Here is a 12,608-nt window from a genome sequence, read left to right as displayed (position 1 = left end):
CGCTCGGGACAGCCTACGCGGGCGTGTGGACTGTCGGCGGGCATCAGGCGCCCGCGGAGTCGGGTGCGGTGTGCCGGGTGTGTACCTGCGGGTACCGCCACTGTCGAGGGGCGAGCCGCCCGTGACGACGCTACCGGCCTTCATCGCCCACACGGTTGGATCGGCAGCGGGATGCTCACGGTCCGCTCGACGAGCGTCCCGCGGCCCCCAGTTCGATCATGAATCCGTCAAGGGCCGCCCAGCCCACCGACCCCTTCGCCGAGGACGGCCACACCATGTCGCTGCACAGCACCCAGAAGTCCATCGCCGGGCGCATCCGGCCCACCGCGGCCCATCTGTGGGCGGCCTGACCGATCGCCCGCGTGCCGTGGTCTGAGCGACGACGGGCCGCCCGACCGTCGCCGGCCGCACCGCCCCGACACCGGCCGCATCTGCGACGGATCGCGCGCCACCGATCCATGGACCCGACGGAGGATCCACTCTTGACGACCGACGCGCCCCCGTGGGCCGGCTCATACGCACCCGGGGTGCCGCTGCACCTGGACTACCCCGACCGCTCGCTGGTCGACCAGCTCGGGTCGACCGTGGAGCGGTACGGGGACGCCGTGGCGCTGGACTTCCTGGGCCGCACCACGACCTACGCCGCCCTCGCCGAGCAGGTCGAGCGGGTCGCGGAGGGTCTGCGCCGGCTCGACGTCGGTCCCGGTGACCCGGTCGCGCTGCTGATGCCGACGTGCCCGCAGCACGTGGTCGCGTTCTTCGCCGTGCTGCGTCTCGGGGCGGTCGTGGTCGAGCACAACCCGCTCTACACGACCGAGGAGCTGCGGGCGCCCTTCCGCGACCACGGAGCGCGGGTGGCCGTGGTGTGGGACAAGGTCGTGCCGGTCGTCGAGGCACTCCAGCAGGACTGCCCGCTGGAGCACGTCGTCGCGGTCGACCTGACCGCGGCGCTGCCGCTGGCGAAGCGGCTCGCGCTGCGGCTGCCGGTCCCACGGGCCCGCGCGGCCCGCGCCGAGCTCACCGCGTCCGCGCCGGGCGCCGTGGCGTACGGGGAGCTGCTCGCGGCCCCACCGGTCGCGCCCGATCACCCGCGCCCGGCGCCCGACGACGTCGCGCTCGTGCTCTACACCTCCGGGACGACCGGTGTCCCCAAGGGTGCGCAGCTGCGGCACCGCAACCTGGTGGCCAACTGCGTCCAGGGCCAGGCCTGGGTGCCGGGGCTGCGCGAGGGCGAGGAGACGTTCCTGGTCGCGCTGCCGCTCTTCCACGCCTATGGCGCCACCGCGTCGATGCTGTTGGGGGTGGCGCTCGGCGCGCGCCTGGTCCTGCTGCCCCGGCCTGACGTGAACCTCGTTCTCGACGCGGTGCGCCGCCGGACGCCGACCTTCGTGCCCGCGGTGCCGCCGATCTACCGCCGCGTCCTCGAGGAGGCCGAGCGCCGCGGGGTGCCGCTGCGCGGCATCCGCTACGCGCTCTCGGGCGCGATGCCGCTCCCCGCGGAACTGGTCGAGAAGTGGGAGGCTGCCACAGGGGGTCTGCTCGTCGAGGGCTACGGCCTCACCGAGACCTCGCCGGTCATCGTCGGCAACCCGATGTCATCCGCCCGGCGACCCGGCGCGATCGGCGTGCCGTTCCCCGACGTCGAGGTCCGCGTTGCAGACCGCGACGACCTGGACCACGACGTGCCGCTCGGTGAGCCCGGCGAGCTGCTGGTGCGCGGACCGCAGGTCTTCGACGGCTACCGCGGCCGGCCGGAGGAGACGGCGGCGGCGTTCCACGACGGCTGGTTCCGCACGGGCGACGTGGTCACCATGAGCGACGACGGCTTCCTCACGGTTGTCGACCGGGTCAAGGAGCTGGTGATCACCGGCGGCTTCAACGTCTACCCCAGCGAGGTCGAGGCCGCCCTGCGCAGCCACCCCGACGTCGCTGACGCCGCGGTGGTCGGGCTGGCCGACGGTTCGGGGAGCGAGCAGGTGGTCGCCGCGGTCGTCGCCGCGCCCGGGCGCACGCCCGACCTGGCGGTGCTGGACGCGCACGCGCGCGCAGCGCTCACGCCGTACAAGGTGCCGCGCCGCTACGTCTTGGTCGACGAGCTGCCGACGAACCCGATGGGCAAGGTGCTGCGCCGCGAGGTGGCGGCACGGCTGGGCTCCGCGAGCTAGACACCTGCGCCGGCCCCAGGTCCGGCGCGGCGGGCCGCCACGACGCGCCCGGGCGCGCGACACGCTGGGGAGAGGGCGGCAGGCCGATCGCTGGGGAGCTCGCGGAGCTGACACCGACGGCGGCACTCACCGCGTCGAGGCCCATTCCGGTCGTCGCAGGGATGCGTTCCATGACGGGGCGGGAGGCGTCCTGCAACCCGAGTGATCGTTCCTGGAGGTCAGGCACCAAAGTTGCAGGTCCGAGCCAAATTGTGCTTCCCCCAGAGGCCCGGGGGCTCGCTCGACTCGTCCCAGCGCCGACCTTCCGGGCCTGGCGCGTGGAGCGTCCGGGTGCCGGGTGCCGACGCGGCGAACGGCCCGGGCACGACCGTGCCCCGGGGGACGCCGAAGATGTCTGCGCTCAGGTCCAGGTCGGACCCGTCGGGGTTGGTGTAGCCCGTCTCGGCCTGGTAGCTCAGCCCGAGGCGCGCGGTCGTCACCGGGGCGACGGCGTCGAGGGCGCCCGTGTCGGAGATGTCGACGCGCACGGTGCCGCGCTCGGCGTCGACCACCTCGACGCGCACCGGTGACGTGCCGACGACCTGGGCCGTGGCCTCCGCGCGGAACGGCTCGGCGCCGTCGGCGTAGAGGTTGCCCTCGACCCAGACCGGGAGGCGCGGCCCGGCCAGCGCGCTGCCGTCCTCGTGCGGGTACTCCTGCGGCGTCGGGCAGGCGTCGTACTGCGAGGTGCCCACCGGGGTGGGGACGAAGGTGGCCTGGCCGGGCACGCCGTCCATGTCGATCGCGCCTGACCAGAAGCTCGCCAGCGCCGGTTCCGCCGGGGCCTGCGGGTCGGCGCGGTCGTGGCGCGCACCGTCGCCGACGAAGACGTTGTTGTAGAAGTGGTCGTCGCCGCCGAGGATGTTCGAGACGCCGTAGACGGCCGTGGAGTGCGGCAGGTGGTACGGGGTGTACCGCTGGTGCTCGGTGCAGCTCGCGATGCGGCCCGCGACGTAGTTGTGCACGTAGGCGCCCCCGGTGGACATGTCCTTGACCGCCCACGGCGACAGGAACAGGTTCGAGTCCACGAGGTAGGGGCCGTGGCAGACCTCGACCATGAGGTCCTCGGCGGTGGAGGCGTAGAAGACGTTGCGCCGCACCAGGGTGCCCTGGGCCTGCCAGTCGAGCCACAGGGCGCGGTGCGTGTGATGGATGGTGTTGCCGCTGATCACGGTGTCGATGGCGGCATGCAGCTTGATCCCGGCCACCTCGGCGCCGTGCCACTGCCGCTTCACGTGGATGCGCGAGATGTGGTTGTCGGCGATGGTCGAGAACGCCGCCCCCAGGTGCCCGACGATGCCGGCCTGCTCGCAGTCCCGGATCGTGTTGCGGCGCACCGTGTGGGAGCCGACGTGGTCCCGGCTCCACGGGTGCGGCTCGCCGGCGCCGGGCCCGCGCAGGGCGAGCGCCCGCTGGATCACCTCACGCTCGCGCTGCGTGCCGCCCTTGGCGCCCTTCGGCCCCGCGGCTGCCTCGTTCTGCCCGGTGCTGGCCTCCTTGCCCAGCGAGACGCCGACGTTCTTCGAGTCGGTGATCGTGTTGTCCTCGATCACCCAGCCCTTCGACCAGTGCGGGCCGACGAGGCCCTCCTGCAGCGCGGTGGGCGGGGCCCACTGCGTGGCGGCCTTCGTCAGGGTGAAGCCGCGCACCGTGATGTGGTCGATGCCCGTGGCCGCGGGCCAGAAGACGAACGTGCGCACGTTGATCTCGATCTCGTGCTCGGCCGGGTCGGCGCCCCCGAAGTTGGCCCAGATCGTCGTGACGTCGTCGCCCACCTCGCAGTACCAGGTCAGCAGGGAGCCGGCCGGGTCGAACGAGTCCCTGGTGAACTGCGGGCGCTCCACGCCGTCCAGCGTCAGCGACTCGTACATCGACGTGCAGTCGAGGTACACCTCGCCGGTGTGCCAGGTGTTGACCCGGTCGAAGAACCAGTCGCCGCCGATGCGCTCGGCGTACGGGTTGCGCGACCCGAACAGGGTGTTCGGCACGGACGTCACCCACACCTGGCCCGCGGAGCCGGGGTGGGGACGCCAGTCGGTGATCACCTCGGCGCCCGAGATCGTGACCGGTTCGTACCGGCCGTCCGCGCCGCGCGCGGCCTGGTAGGTGATCGGCGCAGCGGCCGTGCCGCCGCGCGGCGGGTTCACCCACTCGCGGTACACGCCCTCGTGCACGACGACGGTGTCCCCTGGCCGTGCCAGCGCCGCGGCCGCGCCGATGGTGAGCAGGGGCGCCTCGGCGCTCCCGACGGCGGTGTCGGACCCGGACTTCGCGACGTGCAGCTCCACGCCCGCAACCGTAGCCGCGGGCTCCCCGTGCGGAGGGACCCACGCGGCGGCCGTGTCCGCCCGGCCGCTCCGCGGTCCGCCGGTGACCCCTTCCACGGCCGATGCCCTCACGATCGGCGGAGCGCGGCCGATAGGAGGGCACCAGGAGCCGAGCCAGGGGGCCCAGTGCTCGGCGACGTCAGACGGTGGTCCAGGAGGACGACGTGACTCACGTCCACGACGTCGCGCGCCAGCACGACCTCGCGCTGGTGGCGGTCGCGGCACTGCTGTGCCTGGCGGGAGCCTGGGCCACGTCCCGGTTCTTCCGCCGGATGACCGAGGACGGCGCCACGCAGCGCTACGGCTGGCTGTTCCTGACCGCCCTGGCGAGCGGCGTGACCATCTGGGCCACCCACTTCGTGGCGATGCTCGGGTTCGACGTCGGCGTGCCCGTCGCGCTCGAGACACCGCTCACCGCCGCGTCGCTGCTCGTCGCGGTGGCCGGCAGCGCGGTGGGCTTCCTGACCGGCGCGACGGGGCACAGGTCGTCCGTCCGGCCCGTCCTCGGCGGGGTGGTCGTCGGCCTCGCGGTCTCCGCCATGCACTACGTCGGGATGGCGGCCTACCGCGTGGACGGCGTCGTCTCGTGGGACACGCCGCGCGTCGTGCTCTCCGTCGTGCTCTCCGTGCTGCTGTCCACGGCAGCCCTGCTCGTCGCCCGACGCGCCCGCCGGCACGGCTGGGACGCCATGGCGGCGTTGCTCGCGCTGGCGGTGCTGGCGCTGCACCTCACCGGGATGAGCGCGATGCACGTCACGCCCGCGGGGGCCGAGGGCGAGCTCCCGGCGCCGGGCTCCCGGTACGTCCTCGCCATCGCCGTCGCAGCGGTCGCGTTCGTCATCATCGGTGCCGGGACGGCGGGCTACCTGATCGACGCCCGCAGCCGGGCGGCGTCGGTGGAGCGCTTCCGGCGGCTGGCCATGCAGGACGTCCTGACCGGGCTGCCCAACCGGGCCAGCTTCAACGAGCGGCTCGAGGCGGAGATCGGACGGGCGTGGGAGCGGCGCGGCCGGCTCGCGCTCGTGGTGCTGGACGTCGACAACTTCAAGGAGATCAACGACCAGCGCGGGCACGGCGTGGGCGACGAGGTGCTGCGCGCGCTCGGGGGCCGGTTCGCTGCGCTGGCGGACCACGTCGACGGCGCGTTCGTCGCGCGGGTGGGCGGTGACGAGTTCGTCGCCACCGTCCGGGTGGGCGGGGAGGGGGACCTCGGCTCCTTCCTCGCCGAGCTGGCGCGGACGCAGTCCGCACCGGTCCGCGTCGGCGCCGACGTCGTCCCGCTGCGGGTGAGCACCGGCGTCGCCGTCTTCCCCACGGACGCCCCGGACGCCGAGAACCTCGTCAACAACGCGGACCTGGCGATGTACCGCGCGAAGCGTGACCCGGTGCAGGACGTCTGCTTCTACGACGCCGCGGTGGACGAGCGCACCCGGCAGCGGCGCAGCCTCGCGACGGACCTGCGCGGCGCGGTCGACCGTGGGGAGCTCTTCCTCCACTACCAGCCGCAGACCGCCGTCGGGACGGGCGAGGTCGACGGGTACGAGGCGCTGGTCCGCTGGCGGCACCCGCAGCTGGGGCCGGTCTCCCCGGGCGAGTTCATCCCGCTGGCCGAGGAGAACGGCCTGATCGTGCCGATCGGTGCGTGGGTGCTGCGGACGGCGTGCGCCGAGGCGGCCACCTGGGACCCGCCGCTGCGGGTGGCGGTGAACGTCTCGGCCGTCCAGCTCGCGCACACCGACCTGGTGGAGACGGTCCGCCAGGCGCTGGAGGAGTCCGGGCTGCCCCCGGAGCGGCTGGAGCTCGAGGTGACGGAGACGGCCGTCTTCACGGACCGGGAGCGTGCGCGCCGGGCGCTCGAGGACCTCCGGGCCATGGGCGTCGGCCTCGCGCTGGACGACTTCGGCGTCGGCTACTCCTCGCTCGACGTGCTGCGGTCCTTCCCGTTCGGCCGGATCAAGATCGACCGCTCCTTCTTCTCGGGCGAGGCCACCGTGGCGCAGACGGTCGAGCTCATCCATGCCGTCCTCTCGCTGGGCAGGACGTTCGGGATGTCCGTGCTGGCGGAGGGCATCGAGACCGTCGACCAGCTGGCGCTCCTGCACGACGTGGGCTGCGAGGGCGCGCAGGGCTACCTGCTCGGGCGGCCCGCCCCGCTGGAGGAGCTCGTGCGCTCGGGCCGCCTGCGCCTCGCCGCCTGACGGGGCGGCGCTACGCCAGGCTCAGGCGGTACCACCGCGGTGCGGTGCGGTCCATCGGCCAGCCCAGGCCCGCCGTGCTCGCGGGCTCGTCGGCGTCGACGGACCAGCCCGGGAACGCCGCCTCGACGTCCGCGCGAGACGCACCCCCGATCATCGAGCGCAGGCGGGTGGGACCGAACGCCAGCATCAGCAGCGCCGCGCCGGGGTTCGCGAGCGCGGTCACGCCCCGACCCTCGGCGGCACGCTGCCGTGCGTCGAACCCCTGGAAGCAGCCGACGTCGAGGAACAGGTCGAACGTGCCCAGGTCGGCCGTCTCCAGACGGGTGACGTCGCCCACCACGAACGTGACGCCCGCGCCTGCTCGTCGTCGCGCCTCGTCCACCGCCTGCGGCACGAGGTCGACGCCGACGGCGTCCCAACCGCGTCGGGCCAGCTCCGGGGTGTACTGCCCCCGGCCGCAGCCGAGGTCCAGCGCCCGGCCGAGCGGGGGTGCGCGGCCGGCCACCTCCCGGTCGAAGAGGGCGTCGACGCTCGGGGCCGCGGCGGTGCGATAGCCCTCCCAGGGGCGCAGGCCCGCCCGGTAGAGGGCGCGGTACGCCAGCCCGTTCAGGAGCGTGCGAGTCGTCATGGCAGTCTTCGCCTCCTGGGCGCCCGGCGCGCCGCCGTCCGCGGCGACGCGCCTCTCCACGTCCCAGGCGACGCCCTGGGGCCGCCTGGCGGACCACCCGTTCCGGGTCATGCGCGCGCGACGACGCGGCCGCACGATGACGGTGGGCGCCGCGGCTGCCGCGGCGGTGGTCGCGGAGGGAGCAGTCGTGGCCCTTCCCTGGCGGGTGCGCATCCTCGGTGCTGCGATCGATCGCGCGGTGGGGCCGTACGCACGGATGTCGGACGCCAAGCTGCGGATGCTCCGCGCGCACCCGGGCCCGCGGTGGGTCGGAGAGCTCCTCAACGGCCGACCCGCACCGACGGTGAGCATCGCGGAGCTCGCGGTGCCCGGACCGGCCGGGCAGGTGCCGGCCCTGTGGTACCGGCCCCACGGGTGGCGGACGACCGACCGGCGGCCGGTCGTCGTCGACCTGCCCGGCGGAGGCTTCGTGTTCGGCGACCGCACCATGACGACGTGGCTCGGCAGCCGGCTCGCCGCGCGGCTCGGTGCCGTCGTCGTGGCGCCCAGCTACCGACAGGCTCCGGAGCACCCCGTACCGGCCGCGGGCGAGGACTGCTACGCCGTCACTGCGTGGGCCGCGGAACATGCCGCCGACCTCGGCGCCGACGCGGGGCGTCTGGCGGTGGTGGGAGAGAGCGCCGGGGCGACGTTGGCCGCCGTGGTCACCCTGATGGCGCGGGCGCGCGGGGCGCCGCGGATCCGCGCCCAGGCACTGCTCCAGGGCGCTTTCGACCTTCGACCCGACGCCCCGGCGATGACCGCGCGCCAGGGCTGGCCGTTCGGGCGGTCCGCCGACGTCCCGGACCAGGTGGCCGCCTATCTCGGCGGTCACGGTCACCCGGAGGACCCGCTCGTCTCGCCGCTGCTGGCGCCCGACCACGCCGGGCTCCCGCCCGCCTTCGTCCTCACCGCCGACCACGACTACGTCCAGGAGGACGGACGCCGCTACGCCCGGGCGCTGCACGCCGCCGGCGTGCCCGTCGAGCACGCGCACTACGCCGACAGCCCGCACGGGATCTTCTCGTTCCCGGGGTGGTGCGCGGCGTCGGGCCCGGCGCTCGACCGGCCGACGGCGTTCCTCGAGCGCGCGCTCGCGCCTCGCCCGGCGCCGCCGGACCGACCCCGGGCGACGGCTCAGGGCCGCGGGTCCCGGCGTGACCAGGGCTTCTCGTCGCGCCGCGCCCCCAGGCCGGCCGCGCACCGGCGGCAGACGCCGGTGACCCGGTCGGCGTAGCCGCCCGTCGCCGGCTGCACGTCCGCCCAGGTGACGTGCGGGAAGCGTCGCAGCCCCTCGCGTGCCAGCGGGAGGCCGCAGACGGTCTGGTTGGTGCCCGGCAGCCAGGCGTGCACGTCGCCGGCCGGCGCGCGCACGTTGTCGTCGGGGTCCGTCCACTCTCCGGTGGCGGCGACCGAGGCGTTCTTGAGCCGTGGCGGCACGTCGTCCCCTTCCGCGAGTCCGGCGGCCCCGTCCGGGGCCCTCGCTGCCCAGGATCGCCCAGCGCACCGACGCCGGCATGCGGGCGCCCGCCGCCGCTCCGCGGAGACCTCGAGCGGCGCAGCGGCGCACCGTATCCCCGCGGCGGCGCACCTGTCCTGCGCAGTCTCGTCATGCGGGAGGTTTCGCCGAATCCGCGTCTCAGCCTTGCGTCGCTCCAGTCCCGTTGCTTCGGTGGAACGTGCCCGCAAGAACCGATGAGAAGGAGCTCAGCGTGCTCACCGTCACCGACAACGCCCGCTCGGTCGTCCAGGACCTGGCCCAGCAGGCCGGCGTGCCCGCCGAGGGCGGCCTCCGCATCGCGCAGTCCGCCGGCCAGCCCGGCAACTTCGAGCTCGCGCTCGTGCCGTCCCCGCAGCCTGAGGACCAGGTGGTCGACGAGGCCGGCAGCACCCACGTCTTCGTCGAGAAGGAGGCCGCCACGGCGCTGGACTCCCTGACGCTCGACACCGACCCGGGCGCCTCCGGCCCCGGGTTCGTGCTCACGCCGCAGGACTGAGCTCCCGCGGCCCCCGTGGGACCGACGTCCCGCGCCAGGCACGCCCGACGGCGGGTCGCCCCTTCGGGGGCGGCCCGCCGTCGTCGTGCTGGCGCGACCGCGACCGCGGCCGCCGCGCCCGCGGCGCGGCGTCAGGCCGCCGGCCCCACGATCCACCACGCGCCGAGCACCAGCGCGCCCACGGTGACCAGCAGGAACATCGCCACCCAGAACAGCCCGGGCAGCCGGGTCAGCCGCGCGAGCTGGTCGGCGTCGGACTGGCGCGCCTGGCCGCGCGCCCGCTGGGACTGCAGCTCCAGCACCGGCCGCACGGACCCCAGCAGCAGGAACCAGGTCACCGCGTACGCCACCGTCGACTGCGCGTCCGGCTCCAGCCACCATGACACCGCCACGAGCGCGACGCCGGCGAGCAGCACCGACCACAGCCCGAACAGGTTGCGGATCTTCAGCAGCAGCACCGCCAGCAGCGCCACCAGGAGCCACAGCAGCCCGACGGCGTAGCCGGCGCGCAGCAGCCACGCGGCGCCGAGGCCCACGAGCCCCGGGCCCACGTACCCGGCGAACGACGTCACGACCATGCCGACGCCGCGCGGCCGGCCGGCGGAGATGGTCAGCCCGGAGGTGTCCGAGTGCAGCCGGATGCCGTCGAGCCGCCGCCCGGTCAGGGTGGCGGCCAGGGCGTGGGCGCCCTCGTGCGCGATCGTGACCACGTGCCGCGCGGTGCGCCAGACCGGCGTCACCAGCACGACGGCGAGCGCGGCCAGCCCGGCGGCGAGCACCACGGCCTGCGGCGGCGCCGCGACCGGCGTCGTCGCTGCCGTCCAGATCTGCTGCACCACGTCGCCGGCGGCGGCGAGGAACCCGGAGAACGAGGCGGGGGAGTCGTCCACGGCGGCCATGCAACCACAGCCGCCTGGGGCTGGGCGGCAGGCCGCGGGGAGGTCCGGTGCAGGGGCCGCGCGGCCGCGGCAGGGCCTCCGGCGGACCGCTGCGGGGTCGCCGGGGGCAACGGCATGAGACACTGGGTGCTTCCTGGCCGCGCGGCGATCCGCCGCGCGCCGCGCGTCGTGGTGAACCTCCTTCGCGACGCACCACCACCGCCGCGGCAGCCGCGCGCTCGACGGAGCCCGTCGACGAGGCGTGCGCCGCGCCCTGCCCGAGAGACTTCTTTTGACCTCCTTCGCCGATCTCGGCCTGCCCGCGCCCGTCGTCACCTCGCTGACCGACCGCGGCATCACCACCCCGTTCCCCATCCAGGCGGCCTCGCTGCCCGACTCCCTGGCCGGAAAGGACGTGCTCGGCCGCGGCCGCACCGGCTCCGGCAAGACGCTCGCGTTCGCGCTGCCCGTCGTCGCCCGCCTCGCCGCCGGCGGCGCGCGCCGCAGCGCCCCGCGCCGCCCGCGCGCCCTCGTCCTGGCCCCCACCCGCGAGCTCGCCTCGCAGATCGACGCCACGACGGCGCCGCTGGCCCAGGCCCTCGGTCTGCGCACCACCACGGTGTTCGGCGGCGTCTCGCAGAACAAGCAGGTCGCGGCGCTCGACGCCGGCGTCGACGTGCTCATCGCGTGCCCGGGCCGCCTCGAGGACCTGCTGAACCAGAAGCTGCTGAGCCTCGACGACGTCGAGATCACGGTGCTCGACGAGGCCGACCACATGGCCGACCTGGGCTTCCTGCCCGGCGTCAAGCGGATCATGGACCGCACCCCGGCCCGCGGGCAGCGCCTGCTGTTCAGCGCCACGCTGGACAACGGCGTCGACGTGCTGGTCAAGCGGTACCTGCACGCCCCCGTGACGCACTCGGTCGACGAGGCCGCCGCCCCGCCGCCGAAGATGACCCACCACATCCTCGCCGTGGCCGACGCCGCGGTGAAGCGCGACGTGGTGCACCAGCTCGCCTCCGGCACCGGCCGCCGCGTGCTGTTCACCCGCACCAAGCACCAGGCCAAGAAGCTCGCCAAGCAGCTCACCGCGGCCGGCGTGCCCGCCGTGGACCTGCACGGCAACCTCGGCCAGGGCGCGCGCGAGCGCAACCTCGCCGCGTTCTCCTCCGGCGAGGTCCGCGTGCTGGTCGCCACGGACATCGCCGCGCGCGGCATCCACGTCGACGACGTGGAGCTCGTCGTGCACGTCGACCCGCCGGCGGAGCACAAGGCCTACCTGCACCGCTCCGGGCGCACCGCTCGCGCCGGCTCCGGCGGCGACGTCGTCACCGTGATGCTCCCCGAGCAGCGCGGCGACGTGAAGGACCTGACCCGCAAGGCCCGCATCGACGCCCGCCCGCGCGACGTGGTGGCCGGCGACCCGGTCGTGACGGCCCTGGTGGGCGAGGTCGCCGCGTACGTCCCGCCGGCCCCGCCGGCGCCGGCGCCCCAGCAGGGCGGCCGGTCCCCGCAGGGCGGCCGCTCGCGCGGCCGCGGCGGCCGCCAGGGCGCGCCGGCCGCGGGCGGCGCCCGCCCCGCCGGCACGGTGACCCCGGCGGCCGCGCACCCCGGCACGCACGGGCCCGCCGCCTCGTCGGCGCACCCCGGCGGCGCGCCCGCGACGGCGGACGGCGGCTCCACGGGGGCGCGGCGTCGTCGCCGCGGCGGCCGCGGCCGCGGCGGTGCCGGCACCGGCGGCGGGAACACCGGCGGCCGCGGCACGGTTGCCCGCGGTGGAGGTGTGTCGCGATGACCGAGCAGACCAAGTACGACGTGACCAAGACCGACGACCAGTGGCGGGTCGAGCTGAACCCCATGGAGTTCGCCGTCCTGCGGCAGGCGGCCACGGAGCGACCGTTCACCGGTGAGCTCCTCGGCGAGCACCGCACCGGCGTCTACCGGTGTCGGGCCTGCGGCAACGAGCTGTTCCGCTCCGACACCAAGTTCGACGCCCACTGCGGGTGGCCGAGCTTCTACAGCCCGCTCGCGGGCGACCGGGTCGAGCTGCTGGAGGACCGCAGCCACGGCATGGTGCGCACCGAGGTGCGCTGCGCGCGGTGCGGGTCGCACCTGGGGCACGTGTTCGACGACGCCCCGCAGACCCCGACGGGCGACCGCTACTGCATGAACTCGGTCAGCCTGTCCTTCGAGCCGGTCGAGGACTGAGACAGGACTGAGCCGTCCGCCCGGCCCGCTCCCGCAGGCCGGGCGGACGAGGACGCCGACGCCGCAGGGCCGGTGCACGCGAGTCGCGTGCACCGGCCCTGCGTCGTTCGCGGGAGCCCGGCGGCGGGC

The 12,608-nt window shown here is 75.2% G+C and carries 10 protein-coding genes; 7 read left to right on the top strand and 3 right to left on the bottom strand.

Features of this window, described 5'->3' with window-relative positions:
* The first annotated feature begins 218 nt into the window (after positions 1-218).
* Both U5M74_RS13165 and U5M74_RS13160 read left to right on the top strand, forming a co-directional pair.
* Positions 219-350 carry a hypothetical protein gene (locus tag U5M74_RS13165; protein ID WP_410909395.1) on the top strand — a complete coding sequence of 44 codons (132 nt, stop codon included), beginning with the start codon at positions 219-221 and terminating at the stop codon, positions 348-350.
* Between the two features lie 108 nt (positions 351-458).
* Positions 459-2,165, top strand: a complete 1,707-nt coding sequence (locus tag U5M74_RS13160) for a long-chain-fatty-acid--CoA ligase (RefSeq protein ID WP_410909394.1) — start codon at positions 459-461, stop codon at positions 2,163-2,165.
* A gap of 218 nt (positions 2,166-2,383) precedes the next feature.
* On the opposite strand, the gene U5M74_RS13155 is transcribed toward U5M74_RS13160, so the two are convergent.
* On the bottom strand, positions 2,384-4,492 hold the full coding sequence (locus U5M74_RS13155; RefSeq protein ID WP_410909393.1) for a hypothetical protein: 2,109 nt from the start codon (positions 4,490-4,492) through the stop codon (positions 2,384-2,386).
* A gap of 203 nt (positions 4,493-4,695) precedes the next feature.
* On the opposite strand from U5M74_RS13155, the gene U5M74_RS13150 reads away from it, so the two are divergent.
* Positions 4,696-6,729 (top strand): putative bifunctional diguanylate cyclase/phosphodiesterase, encoded by a 2,034-nt coding sequence (locus U5M74_RS13150; RefSeq protein WP_410909392.1) that lies wholly within the window; start codon positions 4,696-4,698, stop codon positions 6,727-6,729.
* Between the two features lie 10 nt (positions 6,730-6,739).
* Here U5M74_RS13150 and U5M74_RS13145 read toward each other — a convergent pair whose 3' ends face one another.
* Positions 6,740-7,357 (bottom strand): class I SAM-dependent methyltransferase, encoded by a 618-nt coding sequence (locus U5M74_RS13145; RefSeq protein WP_410909391.1) that lies wholly within the window; start codon positions 7,355-7,357, stop codon positions 6,740-6,742.
* Between U5M74_RS13145 and U5M74_RS13140 the strand changes: the two genes are divergently transcribed.
* Both U5M74_RS13140 and U5M74_RS13135 read left to right on the top strand, forming a co-directional pair.
* The gene (locus U5M74_RS13140) at positions 7,356-8,633 is read left to right on the top strand and encodes an alpha/beta hydrolase (protein ID WP_410909390.1); all 1,278 of its coding nucleotides are present in this window, start codon (positions 7,356-7,358) and stop codon (positions 8,631-8,633) included. The two genes, U5M74_RS13145 and U5M74_RS13140, sit on opposite strands and share 2 nt — an antisense overlap.
* Before the next feature lie 475 nt (positions 8,634-9,108).
* Positions 9,109-9,393 carry a Fe-S cluster assembly protein HesB gene (locus U5M74_RS13135; protein ID WP_069982928.1) on the top strand — a complete coding sequence of 95 codons (285 nt, stop codon included), beginning with the start codon at positions 9,109-9,111 and terminating at the stop codon, positions 9,391-9,393.
* Between the two features lie 131 nt (positions 9,394-9,524).
* Here U5M74_RS13135 and U5M74_RS13130 read toward each other — a convergent pair whose 3' ends face one another.
* Positions 9,525-10,292 carry a M50 family metallopeptidase gene (locus U5M74_RS13130; RefSeq protein ID WP_410909389.1) on the bottom strand — a complete coding sequence of 256 codons (768 nt, stop codon included), beginning with the start codon at positions 10,290-10,292 and terminating at the stop codon, positions 9,525-9,527.
* Positions 10,293-10,563: 271 nt separating this feature from the next.
* Here U5M74_RS13130 and U5M74_RS13125 point away from each other — a divergent pair, with 271 nt between their 5' ends.
* Together U5M74_RS13125 and msrB are read left to right on the top strand one after the other, a co-directional pair.
* Positions 10,564-12,066, top strand: a complete 1,503-nt coding sequence (locus U5M74_RS13125) for a DEAD/DEAH box helicase (RefSeq protein ID WP_410909388.1) — start codon at positions 10,564-10,566, stop codon at positions 12,064-12,066.
* Complete coding sequence (gene msrB, locus U5M74_RS13120) at positions 12,063-12,479, top strand: peptide-methionine (R)-S-oxide reductase MsrB (protein ID WP_410909387.1); 417 nt, start codon at positions 12,063-12,065, stop codon at positions 12,477-12,479. Before U5M74_RS13125 ends, msrB begins: the two co-directional genes overlap by 4 nt.
* The last annotated feature ends 129 nt before the right edge of the window (positions 12,480-12,608 follow it).

This window comes from Puerhibacterium sp. TATVAM-FAB25, assembly GCF_046535855.1.
In the GTDB taxonomy this organism is placed as follows: domain Bacteria; phylum Actinomycetota; class Actinomycetes; order Actinomycetales; family Cellulomonadaceae; genus Puerhibacterium; species Puerhibacterium variabilis_A.
The sequence above is the reverse complement of the archived record's forward strand: the minus strand, read 5'-3'. Positions and strand labels throughout refer to the sequence as shown.